The sequence below is a fragment of the Streptomyces sp. NRRL S-340 genome (genome assembly GCF_000720185.1).
Lineage (GTDB): Bacteria > Actinomycetota > Actinomycetes > Streptomycetales > Streptomycetaceae > Streptomyces.
In genome coordinates, this window is record NZ_JOIY01000022.1 from 1 (window position 1) to 20,287 (window position 20,287).

The following is a 20,287-nucleotide window of genomic DNA, read 5'->3' on the forward strand; positions in this document are numbered from 1 at the left end:
CTCGCCGCATGCATCTGGCACAACTGGACCACCGGCACCGCAGTCAAACGATCACTGATCGCCTACGACCACTGAAGACATCGGACTCATTCATCTAGGGACGCTCGTCCGGATCCGGCCGGACCCCGCGAGCCGGGCCTGATCCGGACGAAAGACCCTGGTCCTGCTGAGCGGCGGCCGTCAGGGTGCCCTCGATGAGGTCGCGCAGCTGGGAGCGGGCGGTGATGCCGAGCTTGGGGAAGCTGCGGTAGAGGTGGGAGCCGACCGTGCGCGGGGAGAGGAAGAGCTTCTCGCCGATCTCGCGGTTGGTCAGCCCGCGGGCGGCGAGCCTGACGATCTGCTGCTGTTGCGGCGAGAGCTGGGCGAGCGCGTCGGGAGCCGTGTCCGCGACGTCCAGGCCGGCGGCGCGTGACTCGGCCCGCGCGCGCTCGATCCACGGCCGGGCGCCCAGACGCCGGAAGGTCTCCAGGGCTTCGGTGAGCGGCGCCCGCGCCTGCGCGACGCGCCGTCGGCGGCGCAGCCACTCAGCGAGGTCGAGCAGGGTCTGGGCACGTTCGAAGGGCCAGTGTCCGAGCACCGGGTCGGCCAGGGCCGTGCGGAAGTGCGGCTCGGCGTCCCCGGGGCCGGCCAGCAGGCCGCGGGCCCGGCTGATCAACGCACGCAGCCGCGGCGAGGCGTCCTCCCCGAGCGATCGGGCGCACCGCTCGACGATCGCCGCGGCTTCCCCCCGGCGTCCGCAGCGCACGGCCGCCGCGGCCAGATCCGCGACGGCAGGGTAGGAGGCGTGGTAGTGCGCGGGCGCTCCGTCCGCCGTGAAGACCGTACGGAGCTGCTCGTAGGCGGTCTCGTACGCGCCTTCCGCGGCGGCCGCGGCACCGAGCGCGCGACGGGCGTAGACGAAGACCGAGCGGCTTTCCAGCGGATCGACGAGGGCCAGCGCCTCCTCGGCCCGGGCGCGGGCCGCCGCCACGTCACCCTGGCAGGCCAGCACGGTGGCCTCCACGGTGGCCGCGCAGGCCACGGCGTGATCGAGGCCGGCCGCTCGGCCGACCGCGGTGGTGCGGGCGCAGACCTCACGGGCCTGGTCCCACCGTCCTCGTTCCACATAGGCCCAGGCGGCCGCGCCGCCGAGCCCGTCCGGCAGCACTCCCTGTTCCTGCCAGCGGTCGAAGGCCTCGTCGAAGGCGCGGACGGCCCGGGGCGTCTCGTCCAGCAGCCACGCCATGATGCCGACGGTGGTGAGCCGCTCCGGGCGGGTCTCCGCCTCGGCGGCCAACCGGGGGAGCAGGGAGAGGAGCCCGGCCCGGTCGGTGAAGGGGTCCGTCACGGCCCGCGCCCAGATGCGTGCCCCTGCGGGTGCGGCGTCCTCGGGGATACGCCCGAGGACGTCCAGGACGCGGTGGCGCTGGGTGTCCTCCCCGGAGTAGAAGCGGACCACGGCGGCGCCGGCCAGGAGGTCGAGCGCGGCGGCTGGCTGGTGCGCCGCCAACTGCTCGGCGGTGTCGGCCAGTCGGGAGAAGACCGTGCTGTGGCGGACGGTCAGGACCGCCAGCCGTCCGGTCTGCACGGCGGCGGACGCCAGCAGCGAGGGGTCGTCGGTGCGCTCGCGTGCCGCGGCGGCCAGCTCCTCCACCCAGGCGAGGTCTCCTGTGAACACGGCCGCTGCCGCGGCTTCGACCAGCAGCCGGGCGCTCTCGGCCCGCCGGGGCGCGAGGTCGGCCGCGCGCTGCAGTGCCTCGGCCGCCGCCGCGTGGCCGCCGCGGCGACGAGCCCGGCCGGCGGTCCGCTCCAGCTCCGCCGAGACGGCCGCGTCCGGGCCCGGGCATGCGGCGGCCAGATGCCAGGCACGCCGGTCCGGCTCGTACCGCAGCAGCTCGGCGAGCGCGCGGTGGGCCTCGCGGCGGGCGTCCAGGGTCGCGGCGTGGTAGACGGCGGACCGCACCAGCGGGTGGCGGAAGCGGACGTCCTGGCCGGTCCGCCGGACCAGCCCGGCCCGGGAGGCGGGCAGCCAGACCTCGTCCGCGGCGTGCGGCAGCCCGGCCGAGACGGCGACCGCGGAGTCGGCGCTGTCCGTCGCGGCCAGGAGCAGCAGGGCGTGTGCCGTGGCGGCGGGGAGGCCGTGCAGACGGGCGGCGAAGATCCGCTCGAGACGCTCAGTGACCGGGAGCGGCCCCGCGGGCGGCGCGACCGCCGCCGTGCCCGGGGCGGTGGCGGCCCTCGTCAGTTCCACCAGGGCCAGCGGGTTGCCGCCCGCCTGGTCGAGGATCCGCGCCCTGATGCGGCCGGTGGGGCTCGCCGGCTGCAGGTCCAGCAGCCGGCCGGCCGCGGCGCCGTCGAGCGGCCCCAGGGTGAGCGTCGGCACGTGGCCACCGAACCCGGGCAGGAGTTCGCCGCGGCGGGCCGCGACCAGCATCGTGACCGGTTCGCCGTCCAGTCTTCTGGCGGCGAAGGCCAGCGCGTCCAGGGAAGCACGGTCGAACCACTGCGCGTCGTCGAGGACCACGAGCAGGGGCTGCCGGCCGCCCAGGGCCGACAACAGGCTCAGCACGCCGACCCCGATCAGCATGAGATCGGGTGCGGCCGACGGGCGCAGTACGTCCGGTCCCGTGCCGAAGGCGTGCTGTATCGCCGCGCGCTGCCGCTGCGGCAGCCGGTCCACCTCGGCCGGCACCGGCCGCAGCAACTGGTGCAGGGCGGAGAAGGCGAGGCCCGACTCCGACTCGCTGCCCGCGGCGCGCAGCACGCGCGCGCCGGCGGCTTCGGCCCGGCGCGCCGCACGCTCCAGCAGCACGCTCTTGCCCGCGCCCATGCCACCGGCCAGCATCAGCACCGGGCCGGCCGACGCCGAGTCCACCGTACGAAAGAGGCGTCCCAGCTCCGCCTCCCGGCCGACGAGCGGTTCCCCCGGATCCGGTTCCGGCCTCGTGACCGCACCGAGGCCGCCTGTGTGCTCGTCCACGGGGTCCGTCTCCAGGGATCGTGGCTCTTCGGACGGGAGCCGCCTTGCCGTGCCCACCCAGGCTACAAGCGGCCGTGTCCCCTGCCGCTCCCGGCCCGTGCGGGCGGTGCAGTCACGTGACGGATACCCCGCCGGCCGGGCCCGCTCGTACGGTTCAGGAAATCCTCCGAATTCCCCAGGACACCCCATGCACCCCCTGCACCACATCACACTCGGTAATATCGGCATCACCCGGGTATGGGAATACTTCGGCTCTGTCGAGATGACGCCCGACACCTTTTTCCCGGAAAGCCCGAAGGAGGTGTGGGACGACGGAGCCTCCTGGCTGGCCCCGCATTTCCTGGATCCCGGCACCAACATCGTGAATTCCGCGATCCAGACCTGGGTGCTGCGCAGCGAGGGCACGACCATCCTCGTCGACACCGGCGTGGGCAACCACAAGGAGCGTCCCTACGCGCCGGTCTGGAGCCACCTCGAGACGGATTTCCTGGGAAATCTGGCCCGGGCCGGAGTGGCGCCCGAGGACGTGGACATCGTCATCAACACACATCTCCACGTCGATCACGTCGGCTGGAACACGTATCTGGACGGCCGGCGATGGGTGCCCACATTCCCCAACGCCACCTATCTGATGCCGAAGGACGACTTCGACTTCTGGAACCCGGAGAACGGCCACGAGCCGCTGCTCGGCCGGGGCAACCAGAACGTGTTCGAGGACAGTGTCGCCCCGGTGCACCGGGCCGGGCAGACGCTGCTGTGGGAGAACAGTCACCAGATCGACGCCGGGCTGCGCCTGGACGCGGCGCCGGGACACACCCCCGGCTCCTCGGTCCTCACCCTCACCTCGGGGACGGACCGCGCGGTGTTCGTCGGTGACCTGCTGCACAACCCGGTGCAGATCCTCGAACCGGACGCCAACAGCTGCTTCTGCGAGGATCCCGCGGGCGCCCGCGCCACCCGCCGCAAGGTGCTCGGCTGGGCGGCCGACAACAACGCGCTCGTGATCCCCGCCCACCTGGGCGGCCACGGCGCCGCCGAAGTGGCGCGCGACGGCGGCAAGTTCGCCGTCAAGGGCTGGGCGCCCTTCACCCCGTACACCGAGCAGGCCTGAGACCCCACGGAAGGCACCACCGTGCACCACCACCCCGACCCCATCGTGACCACGGCGCAGGGAGCGGTCCGCGGCCTGCGCCGGGGCGGTACCACCGCCTTTCTCGGCATTCCCTACGCCGCCCCGCCCCGCGGCGCCGCCCGGTTCGCGCGGCCGCAGCCGCACGAGCCGTGGGCCGGCGTGCGGGACGCCACCGTGCCGGGGCCCAACGCGCCGCAGGCCGAGCGCAGGCTCGGCAGCGTCGACATGTCCCCCTACTTCGGGCCGGGCTGGAGCCGGGGCGAGGACTACCTCACCGTCAACGTCTTCGCCCCCGGCGCCGCGGGCGCGGACCTGCCGGTCATGGTGTTCGTCCACGGCGGCGGATTCGTCGCGGGATCGACGCGGTCCGCGCTGTACGACGGCTCCTCCTTCGCCCGCGACGGCGTCGTCCTCGTCACCCTCAACTACCGGCTCGGCATCGCCGGCTTCCTCGACCTGCCCGGCGCGCCCGCCAACCGCGGCTTGCTCGACGTCGTCGCCGCGCTGCGCTGGGTGCGGGAGAACATCGCCGCCTTCGGCGGTGACCCGCACCACGTCACCCTCTTCGGCCAGTCCGCCGGAGCGACCGTCGTCGGCGGCGTCCTCGCCGACCCCGAGGCCGCGGGCCTCTTCCACCGGGCGATCGTCCAGAGCGGCAGCGGCCTGGGGGCGTTCAGCACCGAGCAGGCCGCCCGCGTCACCCGGGCGGCGGCCGAGACCCTGGGCGTCGCCCCGCACGCCGACGCCTTCGCCCAGGTCTGCGACGAGCGCCTGGTCGAGGCCGCCTCCCGGCTCGCCGGCCTCGACCTGCGGACCGGGACCCGGCGTGACCCGCTGATCGGGCTGAGCCCCTTCAGTCTCGTCCTCGACACGCAGCCCGCCGAATCGGTCGCCGCCGGCCTCGGCTCCGACGTCGACCTGCTCATCGGGACCAACACCGAGGAGGGCAACCTCTACCTGGTCCCGGTGGACAAGTACGCCGCCTCGACCGCCGCCGATGCCGAGGACGCGGCGGCCCGTTCCCACGCCGACCCCGCACGACTCCTCGACACCTACCGCAGGACACGCCCCGGGGCGTCCTCCGGCGAGCTGCGCTCCGCCGTCATGGGCGACGCGCTGTTCGGCGCGGGAAGCTGGGCACTGGCCGGCGCGCATGCCGCCCACCCCCGGTCCGGCACCTACGCCTACGAGTTCGCCTGGCGTTCCCAGGCCCTGGACGGGCAGCTCGGCGCCACCCACGCGGTCGAGCTGCCCTTCGTCTTCGACCTCGCCCACCTGCCCCTGCTGCACGGCCCCGCCGCGCTGCTCGGCCCCGGCGAGCCCCCCGCCGATCTCGCCGCCCGCATGCACGCGGCCTGGATCCGGTTCGCCAGGACTGGCGACCCGGGCTGGGACCCCTACGACACCCGGCGCAGGGCCACGATGCGCATCGGCGCCGAGTGGACCCAGGTCGACGACCCCCGCGGCCAGGAACGCCGGGCCTGGCTGCTCCCGTAGGCGAGCGGCCGGAGTCCTCCCGGTGATTCCGGCCAGTTCACCGGGCTTCTGGAGGGCCGCACCCCAGCTCCGCGCCGTTGTTTCCGACAAGCGGTGTCAGGCCCCCGGATCAGCCGGGCTGATCCAGAAGCCGTTCGCTCAGTTCCCACAGGCGCTCGGCGGAACGCGGGTCGAGGGCGTGCGAGGCGGCGTCCGAGGGTAGCCGCGGCTGTCGGCCTCCCGCTCGGCGGGCGCCGGTACGCCCGCGCAGTTGACCAGGACGTGCAGGGGGCGGCCCGTGGCGTTCCAGCGCTCGGTGAACGCGTCGACCGAGGCCGGGTCGGCCCGGTCCAGCCGGCTGGGCCCGGACGCCGTCGGCACCCGCCACCGCCGCCAGGTCCAGCCGGCTGGCCCGGACGCCGTCGGCACCCGCCACCGCCGCCCGGGCCCGGTCAGGGGTGCGGGCGCCGACGGTGGCGGGGGCGCCCCGTGCGGCCAGAGCGAGGGTGGCTTCGCGTCCGATACCGGCATGGCCGCCGGTGACGATGACGTTCCTGCCGGTCAGATCGATGCCGTCGAGGGCCTCTTCAGCGGTGGTGGCCGGGTGAACCCCGAGCCGAGGGGGGCTGCCGAGTCGTGCGACCGGCCTTTCGTGTGTGAGTGGTGTCAGCGTGAGACGGTGAAGGCGAACCGTCCGGTCCGCGTGACGTGTGCGGTGGGGGGCGGGCGGGAGCACCGTGCGGGACGTTCCCGCTCCGGGGCACCCGCGGCGGGGGCCTACTTCGACTCGACGCGGCCCACCGGGTCAGAACCGGCCAGCAGGTCTTGGCAGGCCCGCTGCCAGGCGTGGTCGTCGAGCCGGAAGTGGGTGGAGAGGTAGGCGGCGCTGAGGCGCCCGAGGCAGGAGACGCGTTCGGGGTTCTCGTCGGTGGTCTCGGCCGCGTCGTATCCCGCGATGCCGCCCAGCCCGTGCTCCGCGCCGAAGAGGGTGAGCAGGGTCTTGGGAGCGGGCGCGAGGGCGTAGGGGTCGGTGTGCCAGCCGGGGCCGGCGTCCGTGAAGTGCCGGGAGTCGTCCTTGTCCCCGGCGACGATCAGCGCGGGGGCGGCCATGGTGGAGAAGTCGATGGACTTGAAGACGGGTATCCGTTCGGCCATGGCCGGGTGGACGACGTCACCGCGGCCCGGTGCGGCGAGCACCACGCCCGCCGTGATCCGGGGCTCCAGGACGCTCACCCGCTCTCCGGTTCCGGGGTCGGTCACCTGGGCGCCCAGCAGGAGGTTGGCGGTGAAGCCGCCGAGCGAGTGCCCGGCGACGGCGACCTTGCCGTGGTCGATGCGCCCGGCGAGGTGGGGCACGGTCTCCTCGATGACGTCGAGCCGGTCGAGGACGTGTGTCATGTCCTCGGCGCGCGAGCGCCAGAACCAGGGCGCGCCGGGGGCGCCGGCGAGGCGGTGTGCCAGGGTCCTGGAGGAGAGGTGGGTGGGCTGGACGACGACGAACCCGGCCTGCGCCCACAACTGCGCGATCGGCGCGTAGCCGTTGAGCGAGGAGAGGTTGTTCGAGCCGCCGTGGCCGTGGGAGAGCAGGATCAGGGGCAGGCCCGTCCCGGTGGCGGGCGCGGTGACACGGACGGGGAGGTCCACGGGTCGCCCGGCCACGGGAAGCACGAGGGGGCTGTAGGACAGTACCGGGGTGGGCGGCTCACCGGCGGCTGAGGCGAGTTCGTTCATGGGAGGAAGGTCCTTTCCAGGAAGTCCGGAAAGCTCCGCCGTCCGGAGCCGGACAGGACGGACGAGCGCGGCCGTGAGCGCCGGACTGAAACGGAACACGGCTCCGATTAGTATGTGGAGCGTGGTTCCGCTTTGTCAACGGCGCACGGCGCCGGCAGGCCCGCCCCGCCGGGAGGGCACTCCCGGCGCCCTGCGGCCCGGCTCCCGGCGGGATCGTCCGGGCGCGCCGGCCGCCCCCGCTCCCCCTTCTGGCCGGAATTCGTCTCGGCGGAGATCCGTCCGGGAGTCGCCCGGAGGCCGGCCGGCCGGCTCGCCGGAAATGCGATCAAGAATAGAGACCGGGAAAAACGCCAGACCGCTCGGGCCGCCTGCGGCAGACACAAGATCGATTCGGTGCCGTAATCCCTGCGGTTGCCCGTGGATTCGAGTGTGTCTGGATGAAGTCTTATCGCCCCTGTTCTCCTCTGCTTCAGTGGAACGCGTTGTGTCCCGCACCTATCGAGGAGGCCACATGGCCGAAGTCAGGAAGGTCGCCCGACCTGCGGTCACCGCGTCGTCGCGGCCCTGCGCGTTCGTCTCGCCGGACAAGGGCAACGCGCCGACCATCACGCCCGTCCGCAAGCAGGTGGAGGCCGACACCGCCCCCGCCGAGCAGCGGAAAGAGTCCGCCTCCGCCTGAGCGCCGAGGCTGACCGGGGTTCCGTCCGGCAGGCCGGACCCCAGGGCCGTAGCGCGGACCGAACCCCTGTGCGGGGTCGGTCCGCGTTCCAGGGGCCGCGTGTCCGCAGAGCCCTTCCGCCGACGCCCTACCGCGCGCCCGCCGCCCCCGCGCCCGCCCCGCGAAATCGTGCGGCCGGGCCGTGGAAGAGGGCCGCGCCCCGCACCGTGCCGAAAGCCGTGAGACGCAGGGAGAAGTCTTCAGCATGCAGAATTCGGTGTACCAGTCCTCGCGTTATGTCCGCACCCTGCGTGCCGCGGGTGACCAGGATTTCACGTCTTTCGGGGGACGCCTCAATTCCTTTGAGGGCGACGAGCGGACGATGGCCTTTCATTCGCTGTACGGGAATGCGCGGCTCGTCGACAAGGACGTCGTCGACCTCCTGAAGGACGCCTCCCAGGGCCTCAGCGTGGAGCGGCTGAGGGAGCGGCTCGACGACGACTCGCTGCGCGACCTCGTGGAGGCGCGCTTCCTGGTCGAGGCCGGCCACGACGAGGCCCGGGAGATCGACCGCCTGCTCGAGAGCCGTCAGGAGGCGCTGGGCACCGGGGTCTTCCACTCCTCCATCCAGCTCGTGCTCACCAACGCCTGCAACTTCTCCTGTCAGGGCTGCTTCGCGTACAACTTCGACGGCGGTGTGCAGGAGCGCAACACCTCCGGCGAGTCGGTGAAGCCCGGCCCCGTCCTCGTGGAGCTGCGCCGTTCCCGCGAGGACGGGACCGGCCCGGTCCGCCAGGACTCCGGGCCCACCCTGGCGAGCGGCGACTGGAACCACGGCTCGGACAGCGCCCGCAACCCCTCGATGCACATGTCCCGCGAGGTGGCCGAGAAGACGATCAAGGAAGCCATCGCCCTGCGCAAGGCCAACGGCGGCGGCCACCTCACCGTCTCCTTCTTCGGCGGCGAGCCCACCCTGGCCCGGGGGACGATCCTGCACGTGCTGCGCACCTTCGGCGACAGCCACGACGGGGTCACCCTCTCCTACGACCTGACGAGCAACGGCTCCCGCATCGACGACGAACTGCTGGCGGCCCTGGCCGAGCACCGGGTCGACACCACGGTCTCCATCGACTACCTGGTGCCGGAGACCGGCGAGTTCCGCGGCGGGCAGCAGCAGCGCACCCCGTGGCCGGTGGTCCGCAAGGCGATCCTCGACATGAAGGCCGCGGGCGTCCCGGTCAGCATCACCACGGTCCTGTCCCAGTACACCTGGGACAAGTGGGGCACCCCGCTGATCGACTTCGTCGCCGAGGCGGGCCTGGACACCCTGGACGTCATCGTCTCCTTCCAGGCCAAGGAATTCTTCCAGCAGCACAGCCCGCACGACGTGGCGCAGCGGCTGCTGGCCGCCGTCGACTACGGGCGCGAGCGCGGCGTCCAGCTCAGCGGCTACTGGTACCAGACCTTCCAGATGATCATCGACGAGGCCAAATGGGCCGAGCAGGCCGACTACAAGACGTGTCCGGCGGTCGGCCGGCAGCTCTCCATCGAACCCAACGGCAGCGTCTTCGCCTGCAAGGCCACCGCCCGGGTGCTGGGCACCATCGACGACTGGCGGGGCATCTTCGCCTCCCCGGCCTACCAGGACTACGGGATGCGCGCCTACACCAACGGGCCGGGCTGCCAGGGCTGCGAGCTGCAGGGCACCTGCTCGGGCGGTTCGGCGGGCGCGCTGGAGGAGGAGAACGGCTCGATCCAGGTGATGTCGCCCGGCTACTGCGCCTACATGCGCGAGGTGGTGCAGGGCCTCCTGGAGCGGCACCACGCGCAGAGCCTCGCCGCGCTGTCGTGAGCGCGCCCCCGCGCACGTCCCCGGCGTCCCGCGCACCGCGGGCCGCCGCTCCACGGGTGAGCCCGCGGCCGGCAGAGGAAGGGTGACTGGTTCCATGGCAACGATCGGGATGCACTTCGGCCACGACGCGGGCGCCGCCCTGACCGACGCGGACGGCTACCGGATCATCGAGGCGGAGCGCCGCCTGCGGCTGCGCCACGTGTGCGGCGGCAACGACGGATTCCGGCAGGCGGCGGCCGGCTGGCTGGCGGAACTGCGCGAGCGGGCGGCGAGCCCGGTGACCCGGGTCGCGGTGGCCGACTGGTACACCCCCGTGTGCCGGGTCCTGCCCCCGGCGCTGGTCGAGCTGGTCAACGAGGACGCACGCTGGACGGCCACGGGCGGCACCGGGCTCGCCGACGCGGTGACCCGCGTGCTCAAACCCGTCGACTGGCCGCTCGCCGAAGGGCTGGGCGACATCACGCTCGTCGCCGTCCGCCACCACTACGCGCACGCCGCCCTCGCCTACTACACCTCCGGTGCCCGCAAGGCCCTCGTACTGGCACTCGACGGGACCGGCAACTACGCCGAGTGCGGCATGGTCTGCCTCGGCGACGGCGACCAGCTCACCCCCGTCATGTCGTTCACCAACCGCGGCGGCCCGCGCTTCGGCCTGGTCTACGAGGCGCTGGCCCGGCGGGTGCACGGCAGCCAGTTCGACACCGGCAAACTGCTCGGCCTGGCGGCCACCGGCGACAGCGACCCCTCCCTGCTGCCGGTGCTGCGCGCCATGCTGGTCCCGCAGTCCACCCGGCGCGCCTCACCCGACCTGTACGAACAACTGGACGAGGACCGCCTGACCGGCTCGGCGCTGCGCTACGCCGACACCTGGTGGGAGTACGACCCGGTCAGCGGCGGCTACCTGGACGTGGGCCTGGCCGACTCCTCGGACGACGACGTGGTGCACTCCTTCGGGTCCGTGTTCCCCGACGAGATCCGCACCCCGGACGGCCGGACGACCCCGGTGGGGACCTCACCCGACGAGCGGGTCTGCCGGGATCTCGCCGCCACCCTGCAGTCCGCCGTGGAGCGGGACCTCACCCGGCTGGCGACCGGAATCAGCCGCCGCTTCCCCAGCTACTCCACGCTCTGCTACGCGGGCGGCTGCGCGCTCAACATCACCGCGAACAGCTGCCTCGCCGAGTCCGGCCAGTTCACCCGCGTGTCCGTCCCGACCTGCTGCGACGACTCGGGCATCGCGCTCGGCGCGGCCCTGGCCGCCGCGGAACCCTCCGACCGTCCGGCTCTGGCCGGCCGCTCCGGATGGGCGCGACTGGCCTACGCAGGACCGCAGTTGGAGGGAGTCGACGATCCGCCGCAGGGGGAAGCGGACCGGCCGGGCGGCGGGCTCGCCACGCGGCTGAGCGCTCTCGGCCGGACCGCGCGCGAAGCCGCCGACGACGACGAACTGGTGCGGACGGTCGCGGACCTGCTGGCGGGGCGGCGCTGCGTGGCCTGGCTGGACGGCGGCATGGAGACGGGGCCCAGGGCGCTCGGGCACCGCTCGCTGCTGGTGTCGGCGCACTGGAACGGCGCCCGACGGCACGTGTCCCAGACCATCAAGGGACGCGAATGGTTCCGGCCGGTCGCCCCGATCTGCCCGCAGGAGGTCGCGGACCGCTACTTCACCGGCCCCCTGGACCACACCGAGAGCATGCTGTTCGCGGTGAGGGTACGGCCGCAGGAGGCCCACCGGCTCGCCGAGGCACGGCACATCGACGGCACGGCCCGCCTGCAGACCGTACGGCGCGACACGCACCCCCTGCTGCACCGGCTGTGCCACGCGGTCGGCGACCTGACCGGGCTGCCCGTCCTCATCAACACCAGCGCCAACGCGGGCGGCAGGCCCATCCTCAACCACCTCGACCAGGCCCTGGAACTGCTCGCGGAGACGGAGCTGGACGCCGTGGTGCTGCCCGGGCGCCGGCTGATCGTCGAGTGATCCCCGGCCCCGCCGCCCGCCCCCGCCGGCGGGCGGCGATCGGCCGAAAACGGCGGTGTCCGTTCCGGCCCGCCCACCCGATCCTGTACAGGCGTCCTTCCCCTGGAGAGTGCACGTGCCCGCCACCCAACTGCGCGACATCCGCAAGACACAGCCGCTGCGTGTCCTGTCCCCCGCCGACTGGGCCCAGTGGACCGAACAAGGCTATGTGATCGTCCGTCAGGCGGTGGCGCCCGAGACGGTCGCCGCGCTCACCGACGGGCTGCGCTCCTTCCTCGACATGAGCCCGGACGACCCCTCGACCTGGACCTCCCCGCACACCGGCAACGACCGGCTGCCCGGCCACAGCGGACTGGTCGAGATGTACAACCACCAGGCCCAGTGGGACGCGCGCCAGACACCGCGGGTGTACGAGGCGTTCACCGACATCTGGGACCAGGACGAGCTGTGGGTGACCATCGACTTCGCCAACGTCAACCCGCCCAACCGGGGTGAGCGGGCCTTCGGCGGCTTCGTCCACTGGGACGTGGACACCTCCGCCGACCCGCTGCCGGTGAGCTGCCAGGCGGTCCTCTCCCTCACGGCGGGCGACGAGGAGATCGGCGGCTTCCAGTGCGTGCCGGAGATCTTCGCCGAGTGGGAGAAGTGGGTGAGCCGGCAGCCCGCCGACCGGGACCCGTTCACCCCGGACATCACCGGCTACTCGATCACCACGCCCGAGGTCGCGCCCGGCGACCTGATCATCTTCAACAGCCTGCTCCCGCACGGCGTGCACCCGAACGTCTCCGAGCGGCGGGTGCGCATGGCGCAGTACCTGACCATGGCGCCCGCCTGGGAGGAGAACGCCGAGCTGTGCGAGGCCCGGGTGCGGTTCTGGCGCGACCGCGTCCCGCCGCACCCCCCGGAGGGCGGCGTGCGCAAGGAGGAGGCGGAGCTGTACGGCCCGGCGCGGCTGACGGAGCTGGGGGAGCGGCTGCTCGGGCTGCGCGCGTGGCACGGAGGGAGCGTAGTTGGCTAGCACCACGTCGCCGGGGACCCGCACGGCGGGACGGACGGACCTGGGCCGTCCGTTCCGCTGGCTGTGGGCCTCGGCAGCGGCCTCCAACGCGGGCGACGGCATCACCCGGACGCTGCTGCCCCTGCTGGTGGTCGCGCACCACCCCGACCCGGCGGCGGTCGCCGGCCTGACCGCCGTGAACATGCTTCCCTGGCTGCTCTTCGCGCTGCCGGCGGGCGTCCTGGTGGACCGGACGGACCGGCGGCGCATCGTGCTCGCCAGCAACGTGGTCCGGGCGGCGGCGCTCGCCGCGGCGGCCCTGCTGCTCGCACGGGACCGGCCGCTGGGCCTGCTGTACGCGCTGGCGTTCGTCCTCGGCATCGCCGAGACGCTGGCGGACACCGCCGCCCCCGCGATGCTGCCGCGCCTGGTCGAGGAACGGCACCTGGAACGGGCCAACGGGCGGCTGTCGGCGGCCCAGATCGTGCTCAACGAGACGGCCGGACCGCCCGTGGCGGGTCTCCTCGCCGGACTGACGGCCGCGGCGGCACTGGCCGCCGGGGGAGCGCTGTACGCGCTCGCCGCGCTGCTCCTGCTGGGCCTCGCCCCGCTCGCCCGGCCGGGCCGCGGGCCGGCGCCGGAGCGGACGAGCGGGCCGGCGACGCCCTCCGCCGGGCCGCCCTCGGCGCAGCCGCCTTCCACGGGACCGGCACCTGAAGGGCGGGCCGCGGCAGGACCGGCCGCAGAGGGGCGGCCCCTCCACGGGCCGGCCGGCGAGGGGCGGCCCGCCGAGAGGCCGGCCGGCGAGGGACCGGTCACCGAACGGCCGGCCGGCGCGGGGCCGGCCACCGAGGGTCCGGCCGCCCGCGCGGCGGACCCCGGCGCGCGCCGCGGTGTGCTCGCGGACATCCGCGAGGGCGTCGCCTTCGTGCTGCGCCACCGCACCCTGCGGCTCACGCTGGCCGCGAGCGCCCTGTACGGCCTGGTCTTCTCCGCCACCTTCTCGATGCTCGTCCTGCTCAGCGACCGCACCCTGGGGCTGAGCGGCACCGGGTACGGGCTGCTGCTGACCGCCGGGTCGCTGGGCGCCGTCGGGGGCAGCTGGCTGGCGCCCCGGGCCGCCGACCGGCTGCCCACCGTCCGGCTCGCCCGCTGGTCCCTGGTGGCCTCCGGAGCCGCGTACGCCCTGCTGGGAGCGGCGCCGAACCCCGCGCTCGCCGCCGTGGCGCTGGCCGCGAACGGCGTCTTCATGATGGGCTGGAACATCCCCGTGATGTCCCTGCGCCAGCGGCTGACCCCGGAGCACCTCCAGGGCCGCGTGATGAGCGTGTCGCGGCTGTGCGCCTGGGGGACGATGCCCGTCGGCGCCCTCCTCGGCGGGCTGCTCGCCGAGATCCTGTCCGTGCCGGCGGTGTTCGTCGTCTGCGGCGCGGTCCTGGCCGCGGGCGCCCTGCTGCTGCTCGCCCCGCTGCGCGAGACCCCGGCCGGCCCCGGGAACGCGCCCCCGCGTCCACCTTCCGAACCGCACACCGATCTTCCCGACAAGGGGTGACCATTGGACACACAGCTCTACGACACGGTGATCGTCGGAGGCGGCCCGGCCGGCCTGAACGGAGCCCTGTACCTGGGCCGTTCACGCCGCCGCGTGCTGCTGATCGACTCCGGCGACGCGCGCAACATGGCGGCGGGCGTCATGCACAACGTGCTGACCAACGACGGCGCGAGCATCGCCGACTTCCGTGCCCGCTCCCGCGCGCAGCTCACCGGGTACGACGTGTCGTTCCGTGACGACGAGGTGGTGTCCGCGTCCGGTGAGGGCGACCACGTGGTGGTCACCACGAAGGAGTCCGGCACCTTCCGCGCCCGCACCCTGCTGTACGCGGCGGGCGTGCGCTCCCTCCTGCCCCCCGTCCCGGGCATCGCGGAACTGTGGGGCACGTCCGTGTTCGAGTGCCCGTACTGCCACGCGTGGGAGGTCCGCGACCGCACCCTCGCCGTGTACGGCGGCAAAGTGCCCAGCGAGTGCCTGGCCTCGACCCTCACGGTGTGGTCCGACGACATCACCTACCTCTCCGACCGGCGCGAACTGCCCGAGGACGAACGGGACCGGCTCACCGCCGCCGGGGTGCCGGTCCGCACGGAGAAGGTGGCGGGACTCGAACCGCACCCCGAGGGCGTACGCGTCCTGTTCGAGGACGGCGCCGGCGCGAGCTACGGCGCCCTCTTCCTCCACCTCGACATCGAGCCCCGGGTGGAGCCCCTGCGCCCCTGGATCGACGCCCCGGACCTGGAGTCGCTGCAGACCGACGACCGGGGCCGCACCAGCGTCCCGCGCCTGTACGTGGCGGGCGACCTGGGACGCACCATGCACCAGGCGGCGATGGCCGCGGCCAGTGGCGGGCTGGCGGGCATGGCCGTCAACGCCGACCTGATCCGCGAGGACCGGCCCGGCTCCCTGCCCGCGCCGCCGCCCCCCGCCCCGGCGCCCTGAACGGTTGCCCGCAGTCCGTCCTCCACCGCGCCCACCGACGGGAGCACCGCAGCGATGACGTCACCCCGCGCCCAGTACACCCCGCACATGGAGCACTACACCTTCGTCCTGGAGGACCAGCCCTATCTGGGGTACTTCCAGTACGGCGGCGAGAAGACCCCCGTCTACACCACCGACCGGCACGGCTTCCGGGTCACGCCCGGCCCCGGCGGGCAGCGGGCCACGGTCGGCGACGACCGGCCCGAGGGCCCCGTGCGGGTGCTGGCGGGCAGTTCCGCCGTGTTCGGCGTGGGCGCCACCGGGGACGCCGCCACCGTCTCAGCGCGCCTGTGGAACGCGTACGCGCCCCGCCTGCCGTGGCTCAACTTCGCCGGCCAGAGCCACAACTCGGTCCAGGAGCTGCTGCTGTTCACCCTGTTCCAGCACGAACTGCCGCCCGTCGCGGACATCGTGCTGCTGTCCGGGGTGAACAACCTGGTGCTCAGCAGGCTCCCCGAGGAGAAACAGGGCCGCCACGGCGCCTTCTTCGACTGCGGTCCCGCCCCGGAGGTCGTACCCCCGCCGGACCGGCGCGTCGCGCACGCCACAGAGCTGACGCTACGTCACCTCAGTGCCTGGAAACTGCTCGCCGACGGGCTCGGGGCACGGCTGACGTTCGCCCTTCAGCCGCTCGCGCCCTGGGTGCGCGAGGAACCGCTGCCGCGCGAGAGACTCCTCTTCGAGGAACTGGACGAGGTGTCCAACTTCCGCCGGTTCCACAACGACATCTCCACCATGGCGGTCGGCCGTTCCTACGCGGACCGGCTCGCCGCCGGCTGCGCCGCCCTGGACGTGCCGTTCCTGGACATGAACGTGGCGCTGGGCGAGGCCGCCGCTGCGGAGGACTGGCTGTTCATCGACCGGGTGCACTGCACGGACCTGGGCTACGACCTGGTGGCCCGGCAGCTGGCCGACCGCCTGGACCTCGCATGAGGAGCCCCCGGCCCGGCGACGGAGAGGAGCACGGGGCGGCCCCGGCCCCGGCGGCCCGCCGCCTCGCAACCTGGCTGCGCGCCCGCGGCCGTGCCGAGCGGCCCGCCGACGCCCCGGACACCGGCGGCCCGGCGGCCCCCGAAGAGCCCCCGGCCGCCCCCGCGGCGGACCCCGCGGCCGGGCCGCCCCCGCCCCCGCCGCCGCGGTCCCGGCTGCGCCCGCAGCCCGAAGACGACGCGTCCGTCTACCCGCTGTTCTGACATGCGGACGCGGACCGGCACAGGGCAGGCGGACGGCGGACGGCCCGGAGGCGGCGGCCGGACCGGAGGCCGGCGGCCCGGCGGTGGGTGGATCGGCGGCGGGCGAGCCGGAGACGGACGCACCGGAGGCGGGCGGCCCGGCGGCCCCGGCCGGGACGGGCCCGTCCTCGGCATCTCCGCCTACTACCACGACAGCGCCGCCGCCCTCGTGCAGGACGGCGTTCCGGTCGCCGCCGCCCAGCAGGAGCGGTTCAGCAGGCGCCGCCACGACCCGGGCTTCCCGGCCGATGCCGTCGCCTACTGCCTGCGCGAGGCGGGGCTGCGCCTGGACGAGCTGGCGGCCGTGGCGTTCTACGAGGACCCGGCACTGAAGTTCCGCCGGGTGATGGCCACCTGGCTGGCGACGGCACCGCACGGCTTCCCGGTCTTCCGCCGGGCCTTCCCGCAGTGGGCGGGCTGGAAGCGGCACGCCCTGGACGACGTGCGCGCGCGGCTGCGTCCGCTGTCCGGCGGACGGCCGCTGCCGCCGGTGGTGGCCCACCTGCACCACGCCTCGCACGCCGCCTCCGCGTTCCTGCCCAGCCCGTACCCGTCGGCGGCGGTGCTGTGCGTCGACGGCGTCGGCGAGTGGGCGACGACGACGCTGTGGCACGGCCGGGGCACCGAACTGGTCCCGCTCGCCGAGCTGCGCTTCCCGCACTCCCTGGGCATGCTCTACTCCGCGTTCACCCACTTCTGCGGCTTCAAGGTCGACTCGGGCGAGTACAAGCTGATGGGCCTCGCCCCCTACGGCACGCCGCGCTGGGCGCCCCTCATCCGTCAGCGGCTGATCGACGTCAAGCCGGACGGCTCCTTCCGCCTGGACCTGCGCCACTTCACCTTCCAGTACGGCAGGACCATGACCGGCCGCGCCTTCGAGGAACTGTTCGGCGGCCCCCGGCGCATCCCCGAAGGACCGCTCACCGAGCGCGAGTTCGACCTCGCCGCCTCGGTCCAGGCGGTGACCGAGGAGGTGGTGCTGCGGCTGGCCCGCACGGCGCTGGAACGCACGGGGGAGCGGCGGCTGTGCCTGGCCGGCGGGGTCGCGCTGAACTGCGTGGCCAACGGACGGCTCCTGGACGAGGGCGTCTGCGACGAACTGTGGGTGCAGCCGGCCGCCGGGGACGCCGGCGGCGCGCTGGGCGCGGCGCTGGCCGAGTCGCACCACCGGGGCGCGCCCCGCGCCCATGTGCGCGCCGGCACCGACGCGATGGCGGGCGCCCTGCTCGGGCCCGGGTACGACGCCGCGGAGATCGCACGCTTCCTGGACCGGGAGCACCGTCCCGCCGTACGCCTGCCGGAGGGGGAACTGGTCGAGCGGGTGGCCGCCGAACTCGCGGCGGGCAAGGTGGTCGGCTGGTTCCAGGGCCGCATGGAGTTCGGCCCGCGAGCCCTGGGCAACCGCTCGATCCTGGCCGATCCGCGCGACCCCCGTACGCAGTCCACGCTCAACCTCAAGACCAAGTTCCGTGAGTCCTTCCGGCCGTTCGCTCCCGCGGTGCTCGCCGAGGACGCCAAGGACTGGTTCGACCTCACCGGCGAGAGCCCGTACATGCTGCTGACCGCGCGGGTCGCGGCGGCCCGGCTCCGGGAGCGCGACCCGCGGCAGGAGCGACTGACCGGCCTGGACCTGCTGCGGGTGCCCCGCTCGACGATTCCGGCCGTGACACACGTGGACGGCTCGGCCCGGGTGCAGACCGTCACCGCCGACCGCAACCCCCGTTTCCACGCGCTGCTGACCGCCTTCCGCGACCGCACGGGCTGCCCGGTGCTGGTGAACACCTCCTTCAACGTGCGCGGCGAACCGATCGTCCGCGACCCCGCCGAGGCGTACGCCTGCTTCATGCGCACCCGGATCGACCTGCTGGTGCTGGGCGACTTCCTGCTGGACAAGCGGGACCAGCCGCCCTGGCGGGAGGAGGGGGACTGGCGTGCCGCGATCCCGATGGACTGAGCGCCTGGGCCGACTGGGCCTGGCCGCGCTGTACTTCGGTGTGCTGACCCCGATCGGCCGGTGCGTCCGAGCGGTGCGCGACCCGCTGCGCCGGTCCTGGGACGCGGACCGGGCCGGCTACCTGGAGCCGCCGGCCGCAGCCGGGCAGCGCCGCGGGGCGGGCCCCGGCGACCCGCGTCCGGGACGGGCCCGCGGGCTCAGCGGCCGCCGGGCGTGACGGCCGAGACGACCACCACCCGGCGGTCGCCGAGGACGTGGACGCGTGCGACGGCGTCGGTGAAACCGCTCGCCGCGGCCCACGCACAGGCTTCCCCGGCGCCACCGGGCAGCGGGACGTCCGCCGCCAGCAGCGCGCGGAAGCGTTCGGACGGCCGGAAGTGCGTGGCCAGCGGCAGCGTGAACCCCACCCGGCCGCCCGGCCGCAGCGCGCGCCGCCAGTCGGCCACCGCACGCCCGCCCAGGAAGTGCAGTGAGGAGGCGCACAGCACGGCGTCGAGACAGCCGTCGGCGACCGGCAGCGGCACGGCGTCCGCCAGACGCCAGTCCACCGCCGTGGCGGGCAGCCCCTCCGCGGCGGCACGCGCCCGCCCGGCCTCGATCATGCGCGGCGACACGTCCACGGCGAGGACGGGCGGCGCCGCGGCGGAGCGGCCGCGGGCGAGTTGCAGGGCCACGGCGCCCGCGCCGCAGGCCACGTCGGCGACGGCGTCCACCGGTTGGGGGGCGGCCAGGGCCAGCAGGGCCCGCGCCACCTCCTCGTGGTGCTCGTGGTCGTAACGGGGGGCGAGATCGTCGAAGACCCCGGCCAGGGTCGCGCTCTGCGTCACCCGGCGATCCTACGCACCCGCGCCCGCTCGCCACGAGTTCCGGTCCGAGTGCCGCCGTGCCCGCGGCCGTGACGGCAGGCGAACGCGACCCCGCCGACCCGGCACGCGCCCTGCGCGGTGCCTCACCCCTGACGGGCCGGCACACCTGACGGCCCCTCGGCGCGGCACCGTCCGTTCACCGGGACCCCGGCCCTGACGGCCCCGCCGCGCGGCCAGGCCCGGGGGACCCGGTCAGGGGGCGCGTCACCGGGAGCGCGCGCCGCGGAACGGAGGCGCGCTCCCCCTGCCACCGCACGGCACCGACCCGCCATGACCGGCCATCCGGCCCGCAGGGGACGCCCGCGGCACAGGGCCGTCTCCGGCGACCGGATCCGCCCTCCGGGCAACGCCCCTGCGTGACGGGTATTTCGGCGGCAGGTCATCCGGGCGGGGAACAATCGACGGGATCGAATCCGGCCATCCTGTCGCTGTCGCACATTCTTCCGGGTGCCATTCCCGGCGCTCAGGAACTCCCGCGGTTCCCCAGGGATTCCAGGGATTCCGCTGGTGGTGGCGAGACCGCGGTGCATAGAATATCGCGCGCCGCTCGCGGAGGTGGCCGGCAAGGCGGGTGGGGGGTGAGGGCGTCGTGACTGAGCTGCGGAGAATGCCGAATCAAGGCGGTCCTGACCGAGGTTCAGAACGTGCGTTCGCTTTTCCCTGCCCGTGCCTCTTACGACGTGCCCGCAATATTCCGAACGATCACCACAAAGCGGTCCACTCCACAGAAGTGGGCCCTTTTTCTTTTCCCCGGTGTTCCCCGGTCCGGCGTCCGGACCCCGGGCCGGGTGCCCGGCGGGCGGCGAGAAGCGGATGCTTCGTTCTCAGGACAACAGAAGTGTGGAGTGTGATGCCATGAAACGAGTCGGCAGAGACTCGCGACGGCCGGCCTGGAGACTTGTGGATCCGCTGGCGCGAA

Annotated in this window: 16 protein-coding genes; 12 read left to right on the forward strand and 4 right to left on the reverse strand. The window is 74.1% G+C overall.

Going from position 1 to position 20,287, the window contains the following annotated elements:
• Window positions 1–94 precede the first annotated feature (94 nt).
• Entirely contained in the window at window positions 95–2,959 is a 2,865-nt protein-coding gene (locus IG64_RS18415) for a helix-turn-helix transcriptional regulator (RefSeq protein ID WP_078884076.1), read from the reverse strand.
• A gap of 196 nt (window positions 2,960–3,155) precedes the next feature.
• On the opposite strand from IG64_RS18415, the gene IG64_RS18420 reads away from it, so the two are divergent.
• Together IG64_RS18420 and IG64_RS18425 are read left to right on the forward strand one after the other, a co-directional pair.
• The gene (locus IG64_RS18420) at window positions 3,156–4,070 is read left to right on the forward strand and encodes an MBL fold metallo-hydrolase (protein ID WP_107474297.1); all 915 of its coding nucleotides are present in this window, start codon (window positions 3,156–3,158) and stop codon (window positions 4,068–4,070) included.
• A gap of 21 nt (window positions 4,071–4,091) precedes the next feature.
• Window positions 4,092–5,588 (forward strand): carboxylesterase/lipase family protein, encoded by a 1,497-nt coding sequence (locus IG64_RS18425; RefSeq protein WP_037857537.1) that lies wholly within the window; start codon window positions 4,092–4,094, stop codon window positions 5,586–5,588.
• 138 nt (window positions 5,589–5,726) lie between these two features.
• Here the strand turns inward: IG64_RS18425 and IG64_RS18430 are convergent, their stop codons facing one another.
• Window positions 5,727–5,948, reverse strand: coding sequence for a hypothetical protein (locus IG64_RS18430; protein ID WP_037857540.1), 222 nt, complete (start codon window positions 5,946–5,948; stop codon window positions 5,727–5,729).
• Window positions 5,949–6,344: 396 nt separating this feature from the next.
• A complete protein-coding gene (locus IG64_RS18435) occupies window positions 6,345–7,298 on the reverse strand; it encodes an alpha/beta hydrolase family protein (protein WP_037857542.1) in 954 nt (317 codons plus the stop codon).
• Between the two features lie 511 nt (window positions 7,299–7,809).
• On the opposite strand from IG64_RS18435, the gene IG64_RS41195 reads away from it, so the two are divergent.
• The 10 genes from IG64_RS41195 (at window position 7,810) to IG64_RS18480 (ending at window position 18,719) form a co-directional block, all read left to right on the forward strand.
• Window positions 7,810–7,977 carry a hypothetical protein gene (locus IG64_RS41195; protein WP_158771598.1) on the forward strand — a complete coding sequence of 56 codons (168 nt, stop codon included), beginning with the start codon at window positions 7,810–7,812 and terminating at the stop codon, window positions 7,975–7,977.
• 244 nt (window positions 7,978–8,221) lie between these two features.
• Window positions 8,222–9,808 (forward strand): radical SAM/SPASM domain-containing protein, encoded by a 1,587-nt coding sequence (locus IG64_RS18440; protein ID WP_037857543.1) that lies wholly within the window; start codon window positions 8,222–8,224, stop codon window positions 9,806–9,808.
• Window positions 9,809–9,902: 94 nt separating this feature from the next.
• The gene (locus IG64_RS18445; protein ID WP_234438548.1) at window positions 9,903–11,789 is read left to right on the forward strand and encodes a carbamoyltransferase C-terminal domain-containing protein; all 1,887 of its coding nucleotides are present in this window, start codon (window positions 9,903–9,905) and stop codon (window positions 11,787–11,789) included.
• A gap of 115 nt (window positions 11,790–11,904) precedes the next feature.
• Complete coding sequence (locus IG64_RS18450; RefSeq protein ID WP_037857547.1) at window positions 11,905–12,807, forward strand: phytanoyl-CoA dioxygenase family protein; 903 nt, start codon at window positions 11,905–11,907, stop codon at window positions 12,805–12,807.
• Window positions 12,800–14,338, forward strand: coding sequence for an MFS transporter (locus IG64_RS38935; protein WP_037857548.1), 1,539 nt, complete (start codon window positions 12,800–12,802; stop codon window positions 14,336–14,338). The genes IG64_RS18450 and IG64_RS38935 overlap by 8 nt, the downstream gene beginning before the upstream one ends.
• Window positions 14,339–14,341: 3 nt before the next feature.
• Window positions 14,342–15,277 (forward strand): NAD(P)/FAD-dependent oxidoreductase, encoded by a 936-nt coding sequence (locus IG64_RS18460; protein ID WP_037857549.1) that lies wholly within the window; start codon window positions 14,342–14,344, stop codon window positions 15,275–15,277.
• Between the two features lie 54 nt (window positions 15,278–15,331).
• On the forward strand, window positions 15,332–16,249 hold the full coding sequence (locus IG64_RS18465) for an Inducer of phenazine A (RefSeq protein WP_037857550.1): 918 nt from the start codon (window positions 15,332–15,334) through the stop codon (window positions 16,247–16,249).
• Complete coding sequence (locus IG64_RS18470; RefSeq protein ID WP_051813040.1) at window positions 16,246–16,509, forward strand: hypothetical protein; 264 nt, start codon at window positions 16,246–16,248, stop codon at window positions 16,507–16,509. Before IG64_RS18465 ends, IG64_RS18470 begins: the two co-directional genes overlap by 4 nt.
• A gap of 1 nt (window position 16,510) precedes the next feature.
• Window positions 16,511–18,502: a carbamoyltransferase gene (locus tag IG64_RS18475; RefSeq protein WP_078884077.1), complete on the forward strand. Its 1,992-nt coding sequence runs from the start codon at window positions 16,511–16,513 to the stop codon at window positions 18,500–18,502.
• A complete protein-coding gene (locus IG64_RS18480) occupies window positions 18,480–18,719 on the forward strand; it encodes a hypothetical protein (protein ID WP_037857551.1) in 240 nt (79 codons plus the stop codon). The genes IG64_RS18475 and IG64_RS18480 overlap by 23 nt, the downstream gene beginning before the upstream one ends.
• On the opposite strand, the gene IG64_RS18485 is transcribed toward IG64_RS18480, so the two are convergent.
• Window positions 18,700–19,329 carry a class I SAM-dependent methyltransferase gene (locus tag IG64_RS18485; RefSeq protein ID WP_037857552.1) on the reverse strand — a complete coding sequence of 210 codons (630 nt, stop codon included), beginning with the start codon at window positions 19,327–19,329 and terminating at the stop codon, window positions 18,700–18,702. The genes IG64_RS18480 and IG64_RS18485 overlap by 20 nt on opposite strands.
• Window positions 19,330–20,287 lie beyond the last annotated feature (958 nt).

Bases quoted from the DNA above. Each gene is read 5' to 3' on its own strand.
- IG64_RS41195 (WP_158771598.1), top strand. From the start codon at position 7,810: ATGGCCGAAGTCAGGAAGGTCGCCCGACCTGCGGTCACCGCGTCGTCG.
- IG64_RS18435 (WP_037857542.1), bottom strand. From the start codon at position 7,298: ATGAACGAACTCGCCTCAGCCGCCGGTGAGCCGCCCACCCCGGTACTG.
- IG64_RS18440 (WP_037857543.1), top strand. From the start codon at position 8,222: ATGCAGAATTCGGTGTACCAGTCCTCGCGTTATGTCCGCACCCTGCGT.
- IG64_RS18445 (WP_234438548.1), top strand. From the start codon at position 9,903: ATGGCAACGATCGGGATGCACTTCGGCCACGACGCGGGCGCCGCCCTG.
- IG64_RS18475 (WP_078884077.1), top strand. From the start codon at position 16,511: ATGCGGACGCGGACCGGCACAGGGCAGGCGGACGGCGGACGGCCCGGA.
- IG64_RS18465 (WP_037857550.1), top strand. From the start codon at position 15,332: ATGACGTCACCCCGCGCCCAGTACACCCCGCACATGGAGCACTACACC.
- IG64_RS18470 (WP_051813040.1), top strand. From the start codon at position 16,246: ATGAGGAGCCCCCGGCCCGGCGACGGAGAGGAGCACGGGGCGGCCCCG.